Annotated in this window: 28 protein-coding genes and 1 tRNA gene; 11 read left to right on the top strand and 18 right to left on the bottom strand. The window is 63.3% G+C overall.

Going from position 1 to position 20,184, the window contains the following annotated elements; genetic code table 11:
• Positions 1-31 precede the first annotated feature (31 nt).
• Positions 32-1,654 carry a hypothetical protein gene (locus tag IVB48_RS20290; RefSeq protein WP_247402168.1) on the bottom strand — a complete coding sequence of 541 codons (1,623 nt, stop codon included), beginning with the start codon at positions 1,652-1,654 and terminating at the stop codon, positions 32-34.
• Between the two features lie 342 nt (positions 1,655-1,996).
• The gene (locus IVB48_RS20285) at positions 1,997-2,566 is read right to left on the bottom strand and encodes a hypothetical protein (protein WP_247402166.1); all 570 of its coding nucleotides are present in this window, start codon (positions 2,564-2,566) and stop codon (positions 1,997-1,999) included.
• A gap of 517 nt (positions 2,567-3,083) precedes the next feature.
• Here IVB48_RS20285 and IVB48_RS20280 point away from each other — a divergent pair.
• From IVB48_RS20280 to IVB48_RS20270, 3 genes are read left to right on the top strand one after another with little or no spacing between them, the layout of a single operon-like run.
• Positions 3,084-3,407: a hypothetical protein gene (locus IVB48_RS20280; RefSeq protein WP_247402164.1), complete on the top strand. Its 324-nt coding sequence runs from the start codon at positions 3,084-3,086 to the stop codon at positions 3,405-3,407.
• A gap of 1 nt (position 3,408) precedes the next feature.
• Positions 3,409-3,690: a hypothetical protein gene (locus tag IVB48_RS20275; protein ID WP_247402162.1), complete on the top strand. Its 282-nt coding sequence runs from the start codon at positions 3,409-3,411 to the stop codon at positions 3,688-3,690.
• 52 nt (positions 3,691-3,742) lie between these two features.
• Positions 3,743-4,468 (top strand): hypothetical protein, encoded by a 726-nt coding sequence (locus IVB48_RS20270; RefSeq protein WP_247402161.1) that lies wholly within the window; start codon positions 3,743-3,745, stop codon positions 4,466-4,468.
• Between the two features lie 6 nt (positions 4,469-4,474).
• On the opposite strand, the gene IVB48_RS20265 is transcribed toward IVB48_RS20270, so the two are convergent.
• The 10 genes from IVB48_RS20265 to IVB48_RS20220 are packed head-to-tail and all read right to left on the bottom strand — an operon-like array spanning position 4,475 to position 10,228.
• Entirely contained in the window at positions 4,475-6,442 is a 1,968-nt protein-coding gene (locus IVB48_RS20265) for a hypothetical protein (protein WP_247402159.1), read from the bottom strand.
• Positions 6,439-7,587, bottom strand: coding sequence for a toprim domain-containing protein (locus tag IVB48_RS20260; protein WP_247402156.1), 1,149 nt, complete (start codon positions 7,585-7,587; stop codon positions 6,439-6,441). The genes IVB48_RS20265 and IVB48_RS20260 overlap by 4 nt, the downstream gene beginning before the upstream one ends.
• On the bottom strand, positions 7,584-8,279 hold the full coding sequence (locus IVB48_RS20255) for a hypothetical protein (RefSeq protein ID WP_247402154.1): 696 nt from the start codon (positions 8,277-8,279) through the stop codon (positions 7,584-7,586). Before IVB48_RS20255 ends, IVB48_RS20260 begins: the two co-directional genes overlap by 4 nt.
• 15 nt (positions 8,280-8,294) lie before the next feature.
• Positions 8,295-8,534, bottom strand: a complete 240-nt coding sequence (locus IVB48_RS20250) for a hypothetical protein (RefSeq protein ID WP_247402152.1) — start codon at positions 8,532-8,534, stop codon at positions 8,295-8,297.
• A gap of 34 nt (positions 8,535-8,568) precedes the next feature.
• Positions 8,569-8,880, bottom strand: coding sequence for a hypothetical protein (locus IVB48_RS20245; RefSeq protein ID WP_247402150.1), 312 nt, complete (start codon positions 8,878-8,880; stop codon positions 8,569-8,571).
• A gap of 51 nt (positions 8,881-8,931) precedes the next feature.
• Entirely contained in the window at positions 8,932-9,246 is a 315-nt protein-coding gene (locus IVB48_RS20240; protein ID WP_247402147.1) for a hypothetical protein, read from the bottom strand.
• Positions 9,243-9,434, bottom strand: coding sequence for a hypothetical protein (locus IVB48_RS20235; RefSeq protein ID WP_247402145.1), 192 nt, complete (start codon positions 9,432-9,434; stop codon positions 9,243-9,245). Before IVB48_RS20235 ends, IVB48_RS20240 begins: the two co-directional genes overlap by 4 nt.
• Positions 9,431-9,778 carry a hypothetical protein gene (locus IVB48_RS20230; RefSeq protein ID WP_247402142.1) on the bottom strand — a complete coding sequence of 116 codons (348 nt, stop codon included), beginning with the start codon at positions 9,776-9,778 and terminating at the stop codon, positions 9,431-9,433. Before IVB48_RS20230 ends, IVB48_RS20235 begins: the two co-directional genes overlap by 4 nt.
• Positions 9,775-9,912 (bottom strand): hypothetical protein, encoded by a 138-nt coding sequence (locus IVB48_RS20225; RefSeq protein ID WP_247402139.1) that lies wholly within the window; start codon positions 9,910-9,912, stop codon positions 9,775-9,777. The genes IVB48_RS20230 and IVB48_RS20225 overlap by 4 nt, the downstream gene beginning before the upstream one ends.
• A 4-nt stretch (positions 9,913-9,916) precedes the next feature.
• Positions 9,917-10,228 carry a hypothetical protein gene (locus tag IVB48_RS20220; RefSeq protein WP_247402137.1) on the bottom strand — a complete coding sequence of 104 codons (312 nt, stop codon included), beginning with the start codon at positions 10,226-10,228 and terminating at the stop codon, positions 9,917-9,919.
• A gap of 373 nt (positions 10,229-10,601) precedes the next feature.
• On the opposite strand from IVB48_RS20220, the gene IVB48_RS20215 reads away from it, so the two are divergent.
• The 8 genes from IVB48_RS20215 (at position 10,602) to IVB48_RS20180 (ending at position 14,792) form a co-directional block, all read left to right on the top strand.
• Positions 10,602-11,222 carry a helix-turn-helix transcriptional regulator gene (locus IVB48_RS20215; RefSeq protein ID WP_247402134.1) on the top strand — a complete coding sequence of 207 codons (621 nt, stop codon included), beginning with the start codon at positions 10,602-10,604 and terminating at the stop codon, positions 11,220-11,222.
• Positions 11,223-11,322: 100 nt separating this feature from the next.
• Positions 11,323-11,604, top strand: a complete 282-nt coding sequence (locus IVB48_RS20210) for a hypothetical protein (protein ID WP_247402132.1) — start codon at positions 11,323-11,325, stop codon at positions 11,602-11,604.
• On the top strand, positions 11,601-11,822 hold the full coding sequence (locus IVB48_RS20205) for a hypothetical protein (protein WP_247402130.1): 222 nt from the start codon (positions 11,601-11,603) through the stop codon (positions 11,820-11,822). The genes IVB48_RS20210 and IVB48_RS20205 overlap by 4 nt, the downstream gene beginning before the upstream one ends.
• Entirely contained in the window at positions 11,819-12,040 is a 222-nt protein-coding gene (locus IVB48_RS20200; RefSeq protein WP_247402128.1) for a hypothetical protein, read from the top strand. The genes IVB48_RS20205 and IVB48_RS20200 overlap by 4 nt, the downstream gene beginning before the upstream one ends.
• Positions 12,041-12,149: 109 nt before the next feature.
• A complete protein-coding gene (locus tag IVB48_RS20195) occupies positions 12,150-12,473 on the top strand; it encodes a hypothetical protein (RefSeq protein WP_247402127.1) in 324 nt (107 codons plus the stop codon).
• 41 nt (positions 12,474-12,514) lie between these two features.
• A complete protein-coding gene (locus tag IVB48_RS20190; protein ID WP_247402125.1) occupies positions 12,515-13,813 on the top strand; it encodes a hypothetical protein in 1,299 nt (432 codons plus the stop codon).
• Complete coding sequence (locus tag IVB48_RS40940) at positions 13,810-14,460, top strand: DUF2441 domain-containing protein (RefSeq protein WP_247402123.1); 651 nt, start codon at positions 13,810-13,812, stop codon at positions 14,458-14,460. The genes IVB48_RS20190 and IVB48_RS40940 overlap by 4 nt, the downstream gene beginning before the upstream one ends.
• An 8-nt stretch (positions 14,461-14,468) precedes the next feature.
• A complete protein-coding gene (locus tag IVB48_RS20180; protein ID WP_247402120.1) occupies positions 14,469-14,792 on the top strand; it encodes a hypothetical protein in 324 nt (107 codons plus the stop codon).
• Between the two features lie 3 nt (positions 14,793-14,795).
• On the opposite strand, the gene IVB48_RS20175 is transcribed toward IVB48_RS20180, so the two are convergent.
• From IVB48_RS20175 to IVB48_RS20150, 6 genes are all read right to left on the bottom strand, one after another.
• Positions 14,796-15,482 (bottom strand): hypothetical protein, encoded by a 687-nt coding sequence (locus tag IVB48_RS20175; protein ID WP_247402119.1) that lies wholly within the window; start codon positions 15,480-15,482, stop codon positions 14,796-14,798.
• 143 nt (positions 15,483-15,625) lie between these two features.
• A tRNA-Lys gene (locus tag IVB48_RS20170) sits at positions 15,626-15,701 on the bottom strand.
• A 166-nt stretch (positions 15,702-15,867) separates the two neighbouring features.
• Positions 15,868-16,503 carry a Spy/CpxP family protein refolding chaperone gene (locus IVB48_RS20165; protein ID WP_247402116.1) on the bottom strand — a complete coding sequence of 212 codons (636 nt, stop codon included), beginning with the start codon at positions 16,501-16,503 and terminating at the stop codon, positions 15,868-15,870.
• Positions 16,504-16,698: 195 nt separating this feature from the next.
• A complete protein-coding gene (locus IVB48_RS20160) occupies positions 16,699-17,703 on the bottom strand; it encodes a TRAP transporter substrate-binding protein (RefSeq protein ID WP_247288142.1) in 1,005 nt (334 codons plus the stop codon).
• A gap of 169 nt (positions 17,704-17,872) precedes the next feature.
• The gene (locus IVB48_RS20155) at positions 17,873-19,435 is read right to left on the bottom strand and encodes a 2-isopropylmalate synthase (protein WP_027519477.1); all 1,563 of its coding nucleotides are present in this window, start codon (positions 19,433-19,435) and stop codon (positions 17,873-17,875) included.
• Positions 19,436-19,868: 433 nt separating this feature from the next.
• Positions 19,869-20,132, bottom strand: a complete 264-nt coding sequence (locus IVB48_RS20150) for a hypothetical protein (protein ID WP_247402113.1) — start codon at positions 20,130-20,132, stop codon at positions 19,869-19,871.
• Between the last annotated feature and the right edge of the window lie 52 nt (positions 20,133-20,184).

Here is a 20,184-nt window from a genome sequence, read left to right as displayed (position 1 = left end):
ACGGGCGCGTCCGGCCCGTCAACCGCCGTTTTCAACCTCGTTTCCGCTTCATCGGGTTGTAGCGGCCGCCCGCCCGCGCCTGGTCGCGGCGCTTCGCGCGGGTGATGTGCAGATCGCTGCGCCGGCGCCGCGCAGCGTCGGTGCCGCACTCCATTGCGGCGTATTGCTCGGCGTCGGCGACGTGGGTGTCGAAGGTCGGTTTGACCGAGGAGATATCGTTGCTGCCTTGGATCGTGCGAAACTGATAGGTCTCGCGCTTGCCCCGGATCAGCCCTTTGCAGGATGGATCCAACAGATAGCCAGAGCCGCCGTCGCCGATCTTCGCGCGCATCGCGTCGTGTCGCCGGCCGACGTCGTTCGATTGGGCCAGCTGCACCTTCCGGCCCAGCAATTTCGAGAGACGCTGCCGATCCGACCCGCGTGAGATCTGCTGGATCTCGCCTTCCGGAACGTTGTCCTCGCCGGCCACCATCGCGGGGTCGCAGACGTCGCGGAATTCGCAGCCCTGAAAGCGGCGCGCCTCCAGCGCCAGCATCGCCTTGGCGAGCTCCTCCATACCGCCGCGCTCGAGCGCGATCTCGGCGTAGACCCGGAACTGCCCGTCCGGCATCTCCTGGGTATAGACTGCAGCCGGCGTGAAGCCGCCATCGATGCCGACAATCACAGGCAGTACGGGATCCGGTATCAGCGTCGTCTTCGCGAGCTGCTGCATCTCGTTGAACTTGTCGTAGACCATGTTGGTGGCGCGGATCGGACCCGGGATCGCGTGCACCATGCGGCGGACGTAATATTGATCGGCCCAGTTCTCGGCGATCATCTGTTCGTAGTAGCCGCGCCCGCCGTGCGCCTCGAGATTTTCCGCGTCCGGCTCCATGCCGCCCGGCTGCATGAACAGCTTGTAGGGCGGCCGCTCCTCCTCCCAGAAAAATTTGTAGGTCCAGTTCTGGGTGGTCGGTGCGTTGAGCGCGCCCCAGCGACGGCCGGTGCGCTTGATCACCTCCTGCGGCGGTTCACGTCCGACGGCGCGACCGAGGCCCACCAACAGCTTGTGCGGCAGCGTATCGATCTCGATCAGCTCGATGTCGGTATATTCCAGTCCGCGCAGATCTTCCTCGTTGGCCTCTTCACCGAACGAGAAGAAATCCTTGATCATGCGGATCTCGCCGAAGCCGTCCTCGAACCGCAGAATGTGCTGCGCCTGGCGCGGGCTCGCGCCCGACCAGGATGACCCCGGGAGGTCCTTGCGGAAAATTTTCCAGTGGGAAGGGATTGTCGCCTTCCACTGGTTGTCGTACTTCTGCGTGACGCAGCCGAGCTTGTAGTTGCGCACCCCGTCCGCACCGGGATAAATTCTTTGGGCCTCGACCAACCCCTTTTTGACGCTCGCGATGGTTTTGCCGCTGCCCACGGGCCCGCAGATCACGCTGATGCCGTGCGTGTTGAGCATGAACGCATCGGACACCGGACCGGCGCTGCGCAGCAGATTGATCTTTCCGGTTTTCTCTTCCGTCTTGAAAAGCTGATCAACGACCTGCGGGTGCTCCTTGCGCCATTCGTCGTTGGCGTCGACATGCCCCATCAGGTTTTTGTACGGGTCGGAGTGGCCGAGCTCGTCGGCGAGCGACGTATCGGCTAGCAGCGGCGGGTTGCTCACGCGTTTCCCCCCGCCCCGATTTGCGACAATAAAGATCGCGCACTTTCAGATCGAGTTGACCGAACAAGGCAGAAGGTCGAAGAAAAACGAGGCGGCGAAAAAAATCGCCGGAGGCACGGGCAAGGGGTGGCGAGGTTAGGTTTTGGGGGTACCGCCCCCCGGCCAGGCCGGGGGGGTGCACCCTTGAAAACTCGGCCGCAGGCCTCCGCATTGCTGCGGCGCCTGCGGCCAGGTCGACGCTCGATCCGCACGATCGAGGTCGACGTCACCGGCTTGGAAGGCCTCGCGGCCGGTGATTTGGGAGTAGCTGCCCTACTGCCACAAGCCCTTGAGATCGCTGCGCTAGTCGTCACCGTGCGACACGTCACCGTGCGACACGTTCTGATCGGGTGCGCTAAGCGCTTGATTTTCTTCACGTTGCTCAATGTACAGCCACGGTGCCCTGGTCGAGCCGTCAGGCCCGATCGCGGGCGCACTCTGCCCCGGGAACACCATCGTCAACCGAGGCGCGACGCTGTTGCCGGCGCCGTCGACCTGCGCCTGCTGCGCATAGAAGTATTTCGCAAGCTCGCTCCACATGCGATCAAGGCGATCGAACGCCTCCAGCTTGGTGCAGCCGAGCTCGATCGCGAGCGTCTCCGGCGTGTGCATCGCATAGCGAAAACGCCGCTCCAGCGGATCTCCGCAGAGTTTCCGCACGAATTCGAGCATCTCGCGCGTGGTTTTGTTCTGCGCGCCAGGCGGCCGGCCGCGCCGATCGGCCTTGATCGCGGTCTCGACGCGGTCGACCTGGTGCTCGGTGAGGCTCGCCCGCATCGCCGGCATCAGCTCGAGCTGTTCGACAGCCGCGGGCGCCGGCGCCGCCGCCGCAATCACCTCCGCGATCGCGGCCTTCTGGTCCTTCTTCGCCATGATCGGCGCTACCTCGCTGAATTTCGGCGAATATTTAATTCAGCGCGCGCGGCGACAACCGGCGTGGATCGGCCGCAAGTGTCTAGAGTGTCTAATCGACTGGATTTTACAAACTGTTGTTCTCTCTATTCTATTTTCATTTTTAGACAGCGTAGACACTTAGACACCCACTTGCCCTCGCGCGCGCGCGTGCGCGCGTGCACACGCGAGAGAGCGCGGTGTCTAAGTGTCTAGAGTGTCTGATATCGAGATTTGCGCTTGTGGATCAGCGCCTTGCGCTATCCAGTGAGTTAGACACCGTCCGATCTGGTGTCTATTCTCCCGCACCCGATGGCCTTGAGGCTGAGCGCACCGTCACCATGATGCCGACAGCAGCACGTCAACCGTTGTTCGCAAGGAAACAGAGGCCGCGTGGCGCGCGGTCGCGTGCGATCTGGTGCTAATCGGGTGGTTTTGACGCGACCGCGAGGCAAGCCGCGCGGTCATTTTTAAACGCCAACGGGGCGAGGGCGAGGGAATGACGCGAACGCTGGTCGTGTTGCTGCTGATTGCGAGCGCATCGGGCGCGGGTGCGATCGATGCGAACAGGTTTCTGCAGCTGGATACCGAGCTGCTGGCTTGCTTCGATCAGCAGGCGGTGAGGCTCGACGACGGACGCAGCGATGCGCGCAGCGTCGCGGCGGGGGTGTTCGCGGCCTGCGGCCCGGCAAAGATGAAGCTTCTCAGCGAGATGGGCTTCTCGTCGCAGGAAGCGGTCGCTAAGGCGTACAGGGATGGGCGTGACCAGGACGTCGACAGAGCGACGATTGCAGTTCTGAAGGCTCGCGTAGGCAAGCGCTGACGTGCCCTGGTCAACAGCCTTCTTCGATCCGATCCTCCTGCCCGACGGCCGAGAGCTCGTCACGCTCGAGGATGCAGGCCACTACGTCGCTGCCATGCCGGCCGCGCAGCAGCGCCATGCGCACTGGCAGACCGCGGCCGAGTTTCTGTTGCTGGTCGCAGAGCGCGGCGGCGACCTACTAATGGCGCGCACTGACATGATGCGCGCGCTCAACCACGGCATACTTGTGTCAATCGTCGAGCCACGGCGCAAGCGGTCGAGAAATTACACGCTTATTCGATAGGAGACCGAGGATGCGCACAATTTGGGGTGTGGGGATACACGGATGGGAAAACATGATGTTGACCTCGCTTTCGGCCGCCGCCGTGGCTGCCGCCGTCGTGGGCATATCGACGTGGGCCGTCGTGCAGTTGCAGAGAGCCGAGCTTGAGGCGGCTGAGGCCGCGATGAACTCCTACAAGCAGCAGTCCAACGAGCGCATTGCAGAAGCCAATGCTCAAGCTGCTGACGCTAACAAAACCGCAGCGCAAGCCACAGAACAGATCGCGAAACTTTCAGTCGAAGCGGAGCAGGCCCGGAAGGAAACGGCCTCGGCACAACTCCAGCTGCAACAGCTCAAATCTCCTAGAACATTCAACGACGAGAAATTTGTTGCAGCAATTTCGGGGCTAGAGCCAGCAACTTTTGAGGTTCTTTATGACGTAAACGCGCCCGATGCCCTCTTTCTTGCAGGCGTGATCAGCGTGGCGTTCGTTAAGGCGCATTGGCAGTCGGCACAATCGCTCCCAGAGCCGCTAGCGCCTCCACCAGAATCGCCGCTCCGCGAGCTATACTGGAGCAAGTTATCTTGGATAGTAGCGGCAGGTGGCCAGCCTTGGGGGCTATCAGTTGTCACAAAAGGCAACCCCGATCTTGAACAAAACATTGTCGGTCGCACCATCGTCAACGCGCTCGCAGATGCCGTGAGCGGCCCGAACACGCAGGTGAGCTTGGGCAATGCTGTTGGCACACCGCTAACGACGGCGACTGTGCGCATAATCATCGGCCCAAGAGGTCCCTAGATTAACTCACTTCTCCGGCGCCTGGTGATACCGGTCGATCACGACCAGCGTGCACCTGGTCTGCGTGCCGTCGATGGTGACCTTGTTGATCTCGGCATTGGTGATCACCACACCGGCCACTGGGCACTGCCGCAGCGCGTCCTTCCAAGCGCCGTGCTGCCAGTCGCTTCCGATCAGGTGCTCGGCGACCTTGGTCGACTTGTTCGGCACCGCCAGCACCCAGCCGGCGTCAGGCAGGCCATAGCGCATCAACGCCTCGGCCAGGCCGATCTTCTCGCTGCGCATCACGCCAGCGACGAGCTCGCGCGTGTTGAACAAGCCAAAGCCCGCGATGTTGATGTCGCGCTTGGCCGTGCCGCGATCGAGCCGGCTTTCCTCGGCAATCGCATTGCCGTCATCGTCGACCGTACGCAGCTCCTGCAGCGTCTGGCCGATGGTGTTGCGGCTCGAATTGCGCCAGCTTTTCACCACGGCCGTCAGGATCTGATCGAAGCACTGCCGATAATTCGGCTTGGCATCTTCCACCTCGGGCAATGTCTCGGCGCCGAGCAGCCGCGACCACTCGCGCTCCTCGTCCGGCCCGAGCGGCACGCCGAGCTCGGCCGCCACTTCATCGCCGAGCAGCGTGGCCGCACAGGCGAGCAGCACGCCATAGGTGTCCTGGCCGCGGCCGCCATGGCCGCCCTGCTCCAGCGCGCGCTTGAAGCGCTGCAGCGTGTCGGCAAAGCGCGCCCCGTTGTCGCCCCAGCCCTGCATCATCAGCGACAGCATCATGGCGCCGGTGACGTCGGTATCGATCGGCTCGGGCTTGGCCTGATTGAGATTGAGCGGCATCAGGCGCAGCACCGCGACGCGGCTCATATCCTGGGCGGAGCGCAACGGATTGTTGATCGCCGAGAACAGGAAGGCCGAGCGCATCTGGAATTCACTGGCCTCGCCTTTGGTCGGGCCGCCGCGCCGGCCGATATCGCCGGAGGCCGAGGTGCGCATCAGGTGCACCACGTTGTCGAGCTTGCGCGGATCGCTGTCCGGCTCGAGCTCATCCAGTGCAACGGGGCGCGCATCGTGCGCCATGGCCTGGTAGATGCCGGCCGCTGTCGTGTCGGCCGAGCGGAACAGCGTATCGCCGAAGATGTTGCGCAGCGCCTGCTGCAGCGTCGATTTGCCGGTGGCGCGGTCGCCGATCAGCAGCACGGCCGGCCGCCAGTCGAGCGCGCCGCCGATCAGCGCGCATCCGATCCAGCCGAGCAGCAGCACCGGGTCGACGTCCGGCCGCGTCCAATTCCACTTGCGGAAGGTCTCCAGCAGCTTCTTCGCCGGGTTTTCGTCAGGCGTGATCGCCTCGGTCCACGGCTCCGACAGCGCCGACAGGCGCGGATAGAGCATGTTCTCATGCACGCCGGTCTGCAGGGTCTTGAAACGGCCCTTCTCGCAGATCCAGAGCGCGTCGCCGGAGTGATAGACCAAATTGCCGGAGCGGAACGTCCATGCGCCGCGGCCGCGCATCTTGTCATTGGGCGAGAAGAAGCCCTTGCGTGCGCAGGCGCGGAAGAAGTCTTCCTTGATCTGGTCGGCCTCGAAGCTTTTGATCTGGGGCTTGTGCGGCTTGCCGGTTTGCTCGTCGACGCCCTTGGGCACGAACCAGCGCGGGCGCATCCATTTGGGGTAATTGGGCGTGGCCGAAAACAGATCCTGGATGCCCACCTGGTTGAAGTCGGCCGCCTTCATCGCGCGGAACTGGCCGGAGCTGTCGATCACGTATTTGTAGGCACCCTCGAAGCCGATGCACTCGACCGGGCACTCACAGCCTGGATCCGACGGCATGCCGTAGATGTCGGGGCTCCATTGGCCGGCCAGCACCTCGTTCGGACCGCGCGGCGTCATCGGCGGCGTATCCTCACGCGATCGACGCTGGCGCTCGAGCTCGCGCTGCGCCTTGGCCATCTGAACGACGTTGCCCTTGCCCTTGCTCACGCCACCCCTCTCAACGTGTCGTTTAGATCCTTGCCGTGGGTGGCGTGCACCTCGGCGACTGCGCGGCCGGATGCCTGCAGCGCCTTCAGGCCGCGATCGAACGCGGCCACCGCGCTCAGCTTGTCCCAGTCGTTTTGGCGATGGACGATCACGCTGTCGACGCAGGCCGGCAGCCGCGCTGCGACGTTGACCATGTTCGACAGCGAGATCATCGCCCAGACGCGATGCTGCGGCGCCGCCAGAATGGCCGACAGTCCGTCCTCGACGCCTTCGGTCAGGATCAGCGTCTGCAGCAAGCCGTGCTTCTCGGCGTCCTTCACCGAGAAATGCCCCTCGCCACGCCAGAGCGGGATGACGAGGCCGGCGAATTCGCCCAGCACCTTGCGCGCGGGCTGCGTTGTGCCGTCGGGCGCGGGCGCGATCGCCGCCTTGTCGCTGCCGTCTTCGGCAATCCAGGTCTGATGAATGGCGCGGATCTGCCCGGCCGCGTCCGTGCAGCAGGCGATCATGCAGGGGCCGGCATATTCGCCGACGACGTTGTTCTGCCGATCGCGTCGCAAGTAGCGCTGCGCTGGCGCGTAGCGCAGCGAGCCAGGCGCGATGTTGCCATTGCGCGGGCCGACAAAGGGCGGCGCGGAAAGATCGATGCCGCGCGCATCCCGCAGATACAGATCCGCCCGCGTGCCGATGATGGGCTTTGCGCCGGCAAAGGACGCGAACGCCGCGGCCGCCTTCTTGTCGCGGCGCTGATGGCTGTCACGCTCCGCCTGGGCGCGCTTTTCCTTGGCACTCGCACGATCGCGCGCGAGCTGCTCCTCCGACACGCGGCCGAGGCCGAGCCGCTCCATCACGAAACGGGCCGCCGGGTCGGCTCCCCGCTTTTCAAAATCGTACCAGCCGTAGCAATAGGCGACGAGCTCGAGCGCCCTGCCCTTTTCCGTGCCGTTGAACTTCTTCCACGCCAGCCCGTCGGCGCGCAGGCAGAGGCCAAAGCACTTGCTGCCGGCGCCGCGGGGATCGTCGACAAGCGTCCAGCCGTTGCGCTTGGGCATGTCGAGATTGCACAGCGAGAGCACCTCGCCGATACGATCGTCAAGGATCCGCTTGAGATCCTCCCAGCCCTGGCGCGTTCGGAGGTCGATCATCGGTCCGCCCGCAGCTCCAGCAATGCCAATTCCATTTTCTTGTCGAATTCGCTGTTGCGCATGCGCTCGGCCTCGATTGCCGCAACGCCTTTGTGCACAGCCTGGCGCGAGATCCCGATCGCACGGGCCACCGGCGCACGCTTCCCAGAGAACAGACCCTCGACGACTAGGTAAATCGCGCATCGGCGCAAGCGCGAGGCCTGAAGCCACACGGGATCGTTGGTATTCTCCGAGGAGAAATCCTGGTTGAGCATCAACTCAGGGTCCCACCCGGACTGTCGCGCGAGATCTCGCGTGACCTTGCGGACGTAGGACTGACAGAGGGTGCGGCGCTCCTCCGGCTCGACGCGTTCGCCGTGGCGATCGAGCGCATCCGAGAGCTTTCGCAAGGTCGTCTTACGCACGCCGCCCTTGCCGGCTCGTGCCACCTCGTAGCTGCGAGGGTGGATGCCCGCCGCCGTGCAAAGTCTCGGGATCGATATGCCGGCCTTGAGCCGGCGCTTCTCGATGTCCTTGATCGTTGCGGTTGACAACGCACCCGGTGTTTCGTTTTTCCGAGCGGTTGACAACACACCCGGCGTTTGGATCGATGGGGCGGTTGACAACACACCCGGCGTTTTGCGCAGTGCGGTGTCAGCGATGATGTCGAGTTGTCGAGGCGCCGGCGCAGGCGCGAGATAGGTGTCGGTCATGATGCAGGCCCCGGTCTAGTCGTCGTTCAACGCGTTACGCTGATGGAGTTCGCAGTCCTTAAGGCCGATCCGCTCCTCTACGGCCTTGATCGTGATCCATCGCGCCGAGCCCTCGACGCGCCCCTCCATCTCGGCGCGAAACCACACATGCATATTCGCCGGCAGCGGCGTGACGACCGTACATACGCGATAGTTCTTCGCGTGCTCCGCGTTCGCCGGCACCTTCAGATGCACGCAGGTATCGCAAGCCTTCATTTTTGCTCCGGCAGGGAAGACGTGTTTAGCTGCTTCACGAGGTGGCCTTGCGGATCAAAAGGCCGCCTTGATCGACGTGGTGCTGCGCGCCCGGCGAAAGGACTTCGATCGCTGTCGGGCGGTACCACTCGAAGCTGGCCTTCATGCTCTGATCGAAAACGCGATACATGCTGGATTTCATCCAGCCGTCGCAGAAGACGGTCGCCTTGCAGTCAATCGTGAACGGCGTCACACCGCGGTCGATGTCGACCGTGACGATATGGCCTTTGCACTTTTCGCAGACGTAGATGTTTTTCTTGCCTTGGAAACCTTCCGGCTCGGCCTTCAGCTGTGCGGCTTGCGACATTTCAATCTCCTGGTTGATTGTTGTTGGGCCGGTGACAGGTTGCTAGCTGCCTCATGGCGTTGGCCTGTTGCGCTGTTGAAAGGCTTCCCAGCAATCCTTGCGGATGTCCGGCAACAGCGCCCCGACGACGCGGTAGTAAACGGCGTGGTCGTCGCCGCTTCTGCGCTTCGCGCTGGCGGCGCCTTGAACGGCATGCAGTGCGAGCAGCGTGTAATCGTGAACGACCCGGATGCGATCGGTCGGGCGCGCCAGCCAGTCCATGACGTCGTCGAGCAAAGCGGTCGTGTCGCCAGGATCGCGCATCGCCAGCACGTTCTCGCCGGCCATGATCAGCCGTTGCAGCACGGTTGCGACGTCGGTTGTCATGCCGCAGCCCTGCCCAGCTCGCGGAAATTGATCACCCACGCGTGCACCAGGTGCTCGGGCAGCTTCAGCTCGGACGCGATCCGTGCCGTGTCGAATTTGCGCTGCCACATCACGACGACGTCGGGATATTTCTTCAGCTGGGCGAGGGTGACTTGCCCGCCTGCAGATGCCGTGCGCTGCGGGATCATTGCTTGCCCCGCCAGTGGACACAGAGGATGAAGCATTTTGGCGTGCCGCCGATCGCGGTGGTGATGGCCTCGATCCGGGCGCCGCCGTTGCGGGTGGCAAAGCCCGTCAGCTCCTTCTCCATGATCGCGCGCACGGCCTCCGGCCAGGTCTCCATCCGGTGACCGAAATTGCCGAGACGCCGCAGGTCGAACTCGTCGAGCGCCGTAACGATTGAGCAGACGTTGCAGCCCGCGAGATCGAGGCCGATCGTGCGCTCGATCTCCTTGCGCTGCATGTCGGCGACCTGGCCGAACGGCGTGTCGGAGGTGGATGCCTCCCGCGGCATGGCGCAGCTGTCGCTCATCGGCTCACCTGCAGCAGGCAGAACCAGACGTTCGCCGCGGCGCCGGCGATCAGCGCCGCGGCGACCCACGCCAGCGCGAGGCGAAGATCTCGCGTCCCCTCCGGCGTGGCGTTGGTGAAGTGACGTGTTTTCATTGTGTCAGCCCTCCCCTTCAGATGCTTCACGCTGCAACTGCTCGATCGCGCGCATGCTCTGTTCGAGCTGGCGCCGCGCGGCATTGACGTCGAGCTGTTTGCGATAGCGGGTGAACCAGGCCGGCCGGGCGTCGCCCATGAGGGCGAACAGCACATCACGGCCGAGGTCGGAGCGGAGAAAAGCGATCAGCGTCTCGGAGCTTTCGCCGCGCTGTCCGCTCAGGAGTTTTTCACAGGTCGAGACCGGCACATCGGTCATAATGTGCAGGTGCTGCGCAGCCTTAACGGCAGGGAGCAGTCCCTGCACTGTCGCCATCACCGGTGAAATCGATTGCCGGGGTGTCGGCTTTGATTGCCGGGGTCGGCAATGGTCGCTTTTGCCGGTTCCAGTTCGGTTCCCTACGCTGCGTTGCATGACGCATCCCCTTCGGACTGCCCGTGCGCCTCAAGAATGGCCTGCACCTCGCGCACAAGCGCGAGGCGGCCAGGCCCGCGCGGTGGCGGTCCGTATTTCTCCCAACGATGGACGGTGCTTTGGTCGACGCCGAACCTGACCCCAAATGCCGCCTGGCTCTCGCCCGCCAAGCTGCGGGCTCTGCGAATCAGTTGTGCATCCATATCGGCGACTATGCGCAACGCATAGTATGTGTCAATGCCTAACGCATACAAACTCTATGCATAACGCATGGATGAGTTTGCCCCATGAGCGCCTGCAGCGCGCGCGAGAGGAAGCCGGTTTCTCCGACGCGACCGCGGCGGCGGATGCCCTCGGCGTCCGACGCCCCACCTATTACGGCCACGAGAACGGCAGCCGAGGCTTGGGACGTGCTGCTGAACGCTACGCTCGGTTCTTCCACGTCTCGCTGGATTGGCTCCTCACGGGTCGCGGGCAGCCGCGCAAGGCGCGAGCAACCCGGGACGGGGACGCGCCGGCCAGCGTCGGCTTGGTCGGTTACGTCGGTGCCGGCGCCGAAACTCACTTTTTTGCTCAGGACAGCGGCCATCTCGACGAGGTGCCCGGGGTGGAGGGCATGTCGGACGCTACGGTCGCCGTCGAGATCCGCGGCGAGAGCCTCGGCACATTCTTCGATCGCTGGCTGGTCTACTACGACGACGTCCGACGGCCTGTTACTTCGGATCTCATCAACAAGCTCTGCGTCGTCGGCCTGGGTGATGGTCGAATTCTGATCAAAAAGATCCAGCGCAGTAAGGCGCGGGGGCTGTTCCACCTGCTTTCCCAAACCGAACCACCGATCCTCGACACAGAGATCGACTGGGCCGCCAAGGTGAAAACGATGGTGCCGAGGTGATTTAGCGGTCAGAACGCATAGACTATGCGTGCCGCATTGACTTAACTATTCGTAATGCATAGTTTCTGTTTCACGTGAAATCGTTCACGGGGAGACAGTTATGCGCCGTTCCCACTGCAACCGCCTGCCCGCCCGCGGCAGCCGACTAACCCCTCAGCCCACCATTCCCGACTACATCAAGACCTCGCTGGTCCCGGCGAGGGCGAAGCTCAGCCCGTTCGAGACCATCGAGCAGATGGCATCCGACATGCGCGAGGCCGCCTATCGCGAAGGCGGGCTCACCCGCGAGGGCCTCGAGCTGCTCGGCTATTCCAGCGCGCAGATCGACACCCACGTCGCCGCCGCGCGCCAGCTGGCGAACAAGCAGGCGGTCCTCTCGTGAGCGCGATCGCGTTCAACACCCAGCACTACCGCGCCATGGCTCTGCTGCGCCGTGGCGTCCTGGTGCGGCTCGGCGATGAGTGGCGCTTTGGCGCCACCAGCGTCGGCGACACCGTCGTCGATGCGCTGATCGCCGGCCGTAAGGTCACGCGCATGTTTCCCGGCCAGACCGGGGATTGCATCGTCCTGCTCGATCGCTCACGCGGAGCAGGACGATGACCGCCGCCGCGCGCACCGACCTGCCAGCCCCGGCGGTGCGCGCGGCGCACGTCATCCTGGTCGACGAGCAAGGCGCGAAAATCTGCAGCGCCGGCATCGTCGTCGCCAACGACATTTTTCCGGAAGTCGTGATGTTCAACGGCGATCCGCACATCTGCACCGAAACGCTCGGCTGCTACCGCCGCGTTCGCCCCTATCGTCTCGACGGAGGCCTGTGATGCCGCACGATCAAAGCACGCACGAAGGCGCGCTCTGGGGCTGCTTCGGCCTGTTCGCCGTAGGCACCTTCATCCTGTTCCTGGCCGCTTGCGCGGTCCTGGTGCTGCGATGACGTTCCTGCGGCCCTACAACGCGCGCGAGATCTGCGAGGCGATCGGCATCACGCTCGACACGCTGTACCGCACGCGCGAGACCCGCCACGCGCGAGACCGGCTGCCGCGCCCCATCACCGAGCACCCGCTGCGCTGGGAGCGCTCCGGCTTCGACGCATGGTTGACGCGGCACCATCCCGCGCGGCCGCCAGCGCCAGCAAACGACATCGTGGCGCCGCCGCAACCGATCCTCGAGGATGAGCATCGGGCCCGGCTGCGCGCGGCCTACGCACCACAAACTTGCACCCCTGCCCTTGACATGAGGCGGCAGCACGCCTGAGGCTGATGCCCCTTCCCGTTCCGCCGCACCGGAGCCGGCCCATGACCGTCAAACTGCCCTTCATCAAATGGCGCGAGGGTCGCCCACGCCTCGTTCACGGCCCGCGCGAGCGCGCCAAGGGCTTCGTCGACCGCGACCTGCGCCACGACGATACCGGCGCCTGGTTCAGCTACGAGGAAGCCAGGGCATTCGCCGAGACGCATGTCGGGGAGATCCACAAGGCGCGAACGTCGCGCAAGAAGGTCGCGCCCGCGGCCGCTGTCCGCATCGGCCTGGTGGAGGACCTTCTCACTGACTGGATCAACTCGAAAGAGGTGCAGAAGCTGAAGCCAGCTTCGATCAGCTCGTATCGCAAGGCGATGCGCGCCGTCCTGTTCAAGCCGGAGAGCCGACAGGACGCCAAGCAGCGCCGAGAGCGCGAAAAGGCCGCAGCGGTGCTGGGCCAGGCCGTACCAGAGCGGACCAGGGAGCCGATCGCCTCCGTCACACCCGGCGCGATCGGCGCGCCGGAGCTGCGCGACTTCTACAACTATCTCAAGGGCGCCCGTGGCCATCACATGGCCCTAGCCGCCATCGCCGCCCTCTCCGCCGCCCTGACCTGGGGCCGCGAGAGCAGCAAATGGCGGCTGGGCAACAACCCGCGTCTCGATATGGAATTCGATCGGCCCGAGGGTCGCGTGGTGTTGATCACCCTTGAAGAGTTTAACGCACTCGTCGCGGCCGCGGACGCGGTCGGACGCCCGTCCATCGGCGATGCGATCTATCTGGGTTTGTACACCGGCCAGCGTCAGACCGATCGACTGAGACTGAAAGACGAGGGCCTGGTCAATGGGCGGCGGCATTTCCGACAGAGCAAGACCGGAGCGCTCGTGTCGATCAAGCAGACGCCGCAGCTGGCGAAGCGGCTGTTCGAAGCGCGCGTTCGCGTCGGCGAGCTCGCCAAGAAGCATCGGCTGAACACGGTGCCCGACGAGATCATCATCGATGAGGTCACCGGACGCGCCTACAACGAGCACACCTATCGCCACGTCTTTGCCGAGGTCCGCGATCTCGCAATTCGCGGCAGCGAAGTTCCGAGTGTTCCTGCCTGCCCGTCGCTGCAGTTTATCAACCCCACATCGGGCGCCCCAGACCAGAAGCACGATCAGGATCTGCGCGACACCTGCGTCATGCTGCTCGATCGCGCCGGCAACGATCTGCTATCGATCTGCGACGTCACGGGCCACAGCTACCAGTCAGCGCAGCTGATCATGAAGCACTACCGCGCTCGCAATGCGGCGCGCGCCGATGCGGCGATCGACAAGCTGGTGGCGTTTCTGGGTAGGGAAGGCCTCACGTGAGTGCATGGTGCATCTTCGGCAAGCGAGCCAGCCGCCCGCCGACAGCTAAAGTAAGATCTCACCCTCTCTATCACGTCACGGTTTCCAAGCCCTACAAACAAGCGCTGCTGGTCGGGCAGGAGTTCGTGGTCGGCGAGATGGACAATCCCTTCTTCAGTTTCTACGAAGGGGCGCGCGAGTACGCCATCATCGACAATGGCAACATGGTGAACGTCAAGGCGATCCGCTGGTTGTCTCTGGTTCGCGAAGGGCAGATAGCTCCGCACGCGGGTGTATTGCCTGCAATCGCACTTGAGGTCGCGCAACATTACGTGATGCTCAGCCGGGAACTCATCATGGAAGATATCCGTCTGAACGAGTTTGGCGGCAAACCTCCGTCAAGGCAGCGGTGCCTCTATGCCAGTGACACCTTGAGCGAAGCAAAGCATTGGCAATCAAGGCTCGCGGATCCGTCGAGCGCTATCTGCGAACTTTCTTGCACCGGTACAGTTCTTCGCGCCGACGCGGCTCTGTTATTGGGCGACAGCGAACCGCTTTCGGAGACGCGCAAACGGGCCCGCGCGTATTGGCGTGGCGAAAGCTCGCTTGCCCCCGAATGGGAGACATTGTTCGTCGGCAAAGCGACCGTTATGCGCTCAGGCCTGTAGCGATTTCCATGCCCGACGATCTCTTTCTCCGCCGCACCGTGATCGGCGGCGAGACCGCACCGAACGACTACCTCGTGATCTGGGACGATCTTTCGATCGGCCGCATCCACTCGTCACCAGGCCTGGGCGGGCATGACGTCTGGAATTGGTCCTGCGCGCTCGCGAGCGTGCCGCAACGATCCCATCACCGCGGCTGCGCCGACACCCTCAACCAGGCGAAAACGCAGTTTCAGAAAGCGTGGGACGATCTCAAGGCGCAGATCAGCTACGATCAGATCCAAAAGGCGCGCGCGATCGAGAACGACAATAGCCGTCCCTGGCACAAGCGATAGCCGTCAAGGAATTAGCCGGTCCTGAAAAGCGGGCCACGGCGTGCGGCCAGGCAAATCGGCCAGGTCCTCAAACTCCTGCAGGAATTTGATCGCCGATGTCACTGCCCAAATCGTGCAGCTGTGACTGACCCAAGCGCTCGGAAAGGCGCCCTCGCGGCCGAACCATGGATTAAGCGTAAATAGCCCTCGCAGCTTCTCCGAAACAACAAGGTGTCTCTGCTTCTTGTGCGACCATTCCGGTTTGAAATGCGTCAGCTCGTTGCGAAGCAACCCAAGCATCTTCACGGCTTGAAATGAAGAGGAACCGCGATCAAGCTTGTCCCTGCCCCGGAGCACCAGAACGAGGTCGAGCTTTTCGAACACATTCTTCTTCTCGACGTCCGCCTTAAGCAGATCGAGCCCCGCGACAAATTCAGGCGGAAAAATCTTCTCCGCATCGGAAAACAATTCGTTCGCATAGCTCTCGATCGCAGCATCAGACATGAGCACGCAGGCCGTCGCACAATCCCGCATTTCCTCCCAGAAATTGCCGAAAGGTTGGCCGGAGTTGGCTATCTCCACCTCTCCGACCCGTCGCGAGAACCGCGCGGCACCCATGAGATAGGGCACTCCATGGTTCTCGCGCGTTGAGAGACTGGCCTGCATACTCAGACCGGCCCCCTCATCAAATGCCGCAGTGAGCTCTACCATTAACCGACCCCGATAGCCTGCGGACACTCATCTAACTCAAATGTCGCACGCCGTGCGACAAAATCGGTCGCACAACGTGTCGCACGGCGGCCAAAAGAACGAACCGAGGCCGGCTTAAACGACTGATGATGTTGAGGATTAGATGGTGGGCGCACCAGGGCTCGAACCTGGGACCCGCTGATTAAGAGTCAGCTGCTCTACCAACTGAGCTATGCGCCCGAAAGGCGGTCAATGCCTTGCGAGGCCGGTCGTTTAGCAAAGCGATCCGGGTCTGGCAAGCGATGGTACGTAAGTTTTCCAAGGGTATGCCCACATCCCCCAAAAAAGCGAAAAGCCGCTGGATTCCAGCGGCTTCGCTAGGGTTGATCGCGGCAACCCTTGCAGCTCAGAGCCGGCCCTCGCGGTCCCGGTCTGGGCCGCCGTTGCGGTCGAAACGGTCACGGTGGAAGTGGTCCATACCGCGCTCCATCATGCGGTCCATGCCACGCTCCATGAAGTGGCGGCGCGGGCCGTCTTCGTCACCGCCGAACGGGCCGCGGTGGCGGGTCAGCACGGCGAGGCGCCGCTTCTGGCCCTCGTCCAGGGTCTTGTAGAGCGGATCGGCGGCATCGGCGATCTTCTTCAGGGCCGCCGACGTCGCCCCCATGTCCTCGGCGCGCTGGCGCAGGCGGGCGACTGGATCCTCCGGCCTGTCGGCATCCTTATTGGCGTCCTTATTCGCGTCCTTGCCGGCATCGCCGGGACCGGCATTCATCCGCGCATTGGCGCGGTCGATGCGCAGCTTGGCGAAGTCGCGCACGGCGGCCTCGACCGGCGGCCACAGCTTTTCCTGGTCGGCGTTGAGCTTCAGCCCGGCATGGACGGCGGCGATCCGCGCGTCGACCATGGCGGCGCGGTCTTCCGGGTTCATGCGGATGTGGCGCATGTGCTCGTGCATCCACGGGCGATGATAGTGGGCATAGACCGCGCCCGAGCCGGCGATGCTGAGCACGGCGATGGCGGCGATGGTGAACTTCCTCATGCGAACTCTCCTCTGGAAGGATGTCATGAGGATGAGCGCAGCGCAGCTTACGCGCAACTTACAACTTGGACAGGGAGCGGGTTCTTTCGAAGATGTAACGCTCCTGAACCTTTATTCAGTCGCAATCGGAAATCATTCGCAACAAAAGGGGCTTCCGCGCCCGGCACGGAAGCCCTCATTCATCATCCGTTCAAATCAGTTCGTCGTGCTCTTCGCTTCCTTCTGGAATTCGTCGATCAACGGTTGCCCGATACGGCTTGCCGCGTCCTTGTAGACCGGCTCCATGGCCTTGCGCATCGCCTCATCCTGCTCCGGAGTGAGCTTGATGATCTCGCTCTTGCCGCTCTTCCTGATCTCGGCGAGCGCGTCCTCATTTTCTTTCTGCGACTGCGTATTGTTGAAGTCGGTCGCTTCCTTCATCGCTTTGGTCAGCTGGTCGCGAATGTCGGCCGGCAGATCGTCCCAGAACTTCTTGTTCACGATCACGACGTAGCCGATATAGCCGTGGTTGGTCTCGGTGATGTACTTCTGCACCTCATGCATCTTCTGGGTATAGATGTTCGACCATGTGTTCTCCTGCCCGTCGACCACGCCGGTCTGCAGCGCCTGGTAGACTTCCGAGAACGCCATCACCTGCGGCAGCGAGCTGAGCGACTTGAATTGCGCCTGGAGCACGCGCGAGGACTGGATGCGGAACTTGACGCCCTGATAGTCGGCCGGTGTCACCAGCTTCTTGTTGGCGCTCATCTCCTTGAAGCCGTTGTCCCAATAGGCAAGGCCGGTGATACCCTTCGGTTCGAGCAGCTTGAGCAGCCTGGCGCCGAGCGGACCTTCCGTCACCTTCCGCAGCGTCTTCAGATCGGGGAGGATGTAGGGCAGATCAAACACCTCGAACTCGCGGATGCCGAGCGGGCCGAACTTGGAGTTGGACGGCGCCAGCATCTGCACGCTGCCGAGCTGGAGCGCCTCAAGCTCTTCCTTGTCCTTGTAGAGCGTCGAGTTCGGATAGATCTCGACCTTGACCTTGCCGCCGGTGTACTTCTCGGCGAGCTCCTTGAATTTCTCCGACGCCTTGCCCTTCGGCGTGTCGGTGGCCACAACGTGGCTGAACTTGATGATGATGGGCGCTTGGGCCGATGCCGGCCCGGTCAAGCCAAGAGCCAAGACCGCGATGGACGCAGCGATCGCGAAGGTGCGCATAATCTCTCCCTGTTGTTATTTGGGCCACCCGGCGCACGGGTGGCCTATGCCGTTAGCATCAATACAGGTCGACATCACAAGCTGCTATTGGCCGTTAGCAGGGCAGCCATTCATGGTGAACGCCGCAATCACCGCCTCTCCGCTTCCGGAAGAGGCGGTGGTAGCAACCTCAGCTCGCGGCGGCGGTCGTCACGGTGTCGCGCTGGCGCTTCATGACGATTTTGTTGAGCGCGCCGAGATAGGCCTTTGCCGAGGCCACCAGCGTATCCGGATCCGCCGCGCGCGCGGTCATCGCACGTCCCTCATGCGACAGCCGCACCGAGACTTCGGCCTGCGCATCGGTGCCCTGAGTCACTGCGTGGACCTGGTACAGCTCGAGCTTGGCTTCGTGCGGCACCAGGCGCTTGATGCAGTTGAAAACCGCGTCGACCGGACCGTTGCCCTCGGCCTCCTCGATCTTGATCTGGCCGTCGACATCGAGCTTCATGGTCGCGCGCTGCGGGCCATGGGTGCCGGCGATCACGGTCAGCGAGGTCAGCTTGATGCGGTCGTGCGAAGCCGCCATCTCCTCGTCGACCAGCGCCTCGATGTCCTCGTCGTAGATGTCCTTCTTGCGGTCGGCCAGCGCCTTCATCCGCGTGAACGCATCTTCCAGCTGGTTCGGGCCGAGCTTGTAGCCCATCTCCTCCAGCTTGTGCACGAAGGCATGGCGTCCGGAATGCTTGCCCAGCACCAGCGAGGACTGCTTCAGGCCGACCATCTCGGGCCGCATGATCTCGTAGGTGGAAGCGTCCTTCAGCACGCCGTCCTGATGGATGCCGCTCTCATGCGCGAACGCGTTGCGGCCGACGATGGCCTTGTTGTACTGCACCGGGAACGAGGTCGCCGCCGACACCACCTTCGAGGCGCGGGTCAGCTGCGTGGTGTCGATCTTGTTCCAGTAGGGGAATTTGTCGTTGCGCACGTTGATCGCCATCACGATCTCTTCCAGCGCGGCGTTGCCCGCGCGCTCGCCGATGCCGTTGATGGTGCACTCGACCTGGCGCGCGCCGCCGACGACGCCAGCCAGCGAATTCGCCACCGCCATGCCGAGATCGTTATGGCAGTGCACGGAGAACACCGCCTTGTCCGAGTTCGGCACGCGCTCGATCAGCGTCTTCATGAAGTGGGTGTATTCGTCGGGCGTGGTGTAACCGACGGTATCAGGAATGTTCACCGTGGTGGCGCCGGCCTTGATGACGGCTTCGACGATGCGGCACAGATAGTCCATCTCGCTGCGGGTGCCGTCTTCGGCCGACCATTCGACGTCGTCGATCTGGTTGCGGGCGCGCGCGACCATGGCAACCGAGGTCTCGAGCACCTGTTCCGGGGTCTTGTTCAGCTTCACCCGCATATGCAGCGGCGACGTCGCGATCACGGTGTGGACGCGGCCGCGCTTGGCAAATTTCACCGCTTCGGCACAGCGGTCGATGTCGGCCGGATGGGCGCGCGACAGACCGGCGATGACGGCGTTCTTGGAGCGGCGAGCGATCTCGCTGACCGCCTGGAAGTCGCCTTCCGAGGTGATGGGGAAGCCGGCCTCGATGACGTCGACGCCCATATCGTCCAGCATCTCGGCGACCTCGAGCTTCTCCTCGAAGGTCATGGTGGCGCCGGGGCACTGCTCGCCGTCGCGCAGGGTGGTGTCGAAAATGATGACGCGGTCCTTATCGGACTTGTTCACGGGGGCCATTTGAATTTCCTTTTGAGCTTTTGCGCCGTCAGTCTTCTAGGCGCTTGAGGTGTCCGGTGATCTCGACCAACCCCTGAGCGCCCAGGCGCATGGCGCCCAGCCGGCCCTCAGGGGCAAGTAAGAAGAAGCCCGCCAATCAGGAGGGTGGGCAGCAGCGCGGCCGAGATCGTGGCGGCGGCCAGAGCCACCTCCCCCGAAATCCCATCGATTTGGCCGCGAATCAGCATTGCCAGACCCTTTGAGCCCTCAATCCTCGGTCAAAACCGTTGACGGTTGGTTGCCGGGAGGCTCGATCTACCGTTTCTAGACGAGAAATGGCAGCAACTGCAACGCCAAAAGATGGACAGAAGGGCTGACATGATCGCAGCGCCGGATGCGTGGAAGGACCCGGTGCCGGGTGTGTGACCGACCGAGCGTCGGCGAGACCGTCAAGCTACGCCGTGCGACGAGCGCGAGCCCTGCTCTCCCAGCGGTTCAGCATCTGACCGAGCTCGCCGGTGACAACCGGCGCACCCTTGCCGGCGATCGCGATCTCGTTGGTATTGGCCGGTGCGTTGGCACTCAGCCAATCCGGCTCGCTGTACTCACGCCAGCGGCGCGCCTCGGCCCGCCTTTTGCGGGACACGTAGTCGCGGGTGAAATAGCCGGCCGCAAATGCAATCCCGAGCAGCAAAACCAGTACGACGACAGCGACCACAGTAAACTCCGACTTACGCCCCCAATGACGTTCTGCCAGCCTCGCGCAGGAG

The organism is Bradyrhizobium sp. 76, assembly GCF_023073025.1.
Classification (GTDB): Bacteria; Pseudomonadota; Alphaproteobacteria; order Rhizobiales; family Xanthobacteraceae; genus Bradyrhizobium.
Note: the sequence above shows the minus strand (reverse complement) of the source record. Positions and strands in the feature narration are given on the sequence as shown.

Bases quoted from the DNA above. Each gene is read 5' to 3' on its own strand.
- IVB48_RS20285 (WP_247402166.1), bottom strand. From the start codon at position 2,566: ATGGCGAAGAAGGACCAGAAGGCCGCGATCGCGGAGGTGATTGCGGCG.
- IVB48_RS20280 (WP_247402164.1), top strand. From the start codon at position 3,084: ATGACGCGAACGCTGGTCGTGTTGCTGCTGATTGCGAGCGCATCGGGC.
- IVB48_RS20270 (WP_247402161.1), top strand. From the start codon at position 3,743: ATGATGTTGACCTCGCTTTCGGCCGCCGCCGTGGCTGCCGCCGTCGTG.
- IVB48_RS20260 (WP_247402156.1), bottom strand. From the start codon at position 7,587: ATGATCGACCTCCGAACGCGCCAGGGCTGGGAGGATCTCAAGCGGATC.
- IVB48_RS20255 (WP_247402154.1), bottom strand. From the start codon at position 8,279: ATGACCGACACCTATCTCGCGCCTGCGCCGGCGCCTCGACAACTCGAC.
- IVB48_RS20250 (WP_247402152.1), bottom strand. From the start codon at position 8,534: ATGAAGGCTTGCGATACCTGCGTGCATCTGAAGGTGCCGGCGAACGCG.
- IVB48_RS20245 (WP_247402150.1), bottom strand. From the start codon at position 8,880: ATGTCGCAAGCCGCACAGCTGAAGGCCGAGCCGGAAGGTTTCCAAGGC.
- IVB48_RS20240 (WP_247402147.1), bottom strand. From the start codon at position 9,246: ATGACAACCGACGTCGCAACCGTGCTGCAACGGCTGATCATGGCCGGC.
- IVB48_RS20235 (WP_247402145.1), bottom strand. From the start codon at position 9,434: ATGATCCCGCAGCGCACGGCATCTGCAGGCGGGCAAGTCACCCTCGCC.
- IVB48_RS20230 (WP_247402142.1), bottom strand. From the start codon at position 9,778: ATGAGCGACAGCTGCGCCATGCCGCGGGAGGCATCCACCTCCGACACG.
- IVB48_RS20225 (WP_247402139.1), bottom strand. From the start codon at position 9,912: ATGAAAACACGTCACTTCACCAACGCCACGCCGGAGGGGACGCGAGAT.
- IVB48_RS20220 (WP_247402137.1), bottom strand. From the start codon at position 10,228: ATGGCGACAGTGCAGGGACTGCTCCCTGCCGTTAAGGCTGCGCAGCAC.
- IVB48_RS20215 (WP_247402134.1), top strand. From the start codon at position 10,602: ATGAGTTTGCCCCATGAGCGCCTGCAGCGCGCGCGAGAGGAAGCCGGT.
- IVB48_RS20210 (WP_247402132.1), top strand. From the start codon at position 11,323: ATGCGCCGTTCCCACTGCAACCGCCTGCCCGCCCGCGGCAGCCGACTA.
- IVB48_RS20200 (WP_247402128.1), top strand. From the start codon at position 11,819: ATGACCGCCGCCGCGCGCACCGACCTGCCAGCCCCGGCGGTGCGCGCG.
- IVB48_RS20195 (WP_247402127.1), top strand. From the start codon at position 12,150: ATGACGTTCCTGCGGCCCTACAACGCGCGCGAGATCTGCGAGGCGATC.
- IVB48_RS20190 (WP_247402125.1), top strand. From the start codon at position 12,515: ATGACCGTCAAACTGCCCTTCATCAAATGGCGCGAGGGTCGCCCACGC.
- IVB48_RS20180 (WP_247402120.1), top strand. From the start codon at position 14,469: ATGCCCGACGATCTCTTTCTCCGCCGCACCGTGATCGGCGGCGAGACC.
- IVB48_RS20175 (WP_247402119.1), bottom strand. From the start codon at position 15,482: ATGGTAGAGCTCACTGCGGCATTTGATGAGGGGGCCGGTCTGAGTATG.
- IVB48_RS20165 (WP_247402116.1), bottom strand. From the start codon at position 16,503: ATGAGGAAGTTCACCATCGCCGCCATCGCCGTGCTCAGCATCGCCGGC.
- IVB48_RS20160 (WP_247288142.1), bottom strand. From the start codon at position 17,703: ATGCGCACCTTCGCGATCGCTGCGTCCATCGCGGTCTTGGCTCTTGGC.
- IVB48_RS20155 (WP_027519477.1), bottom strand. From the start codon at position 19,435: ATGGCCCCCGTGAACAAGTCCGATAAGGACCGCGTCATCATTTTCGAC.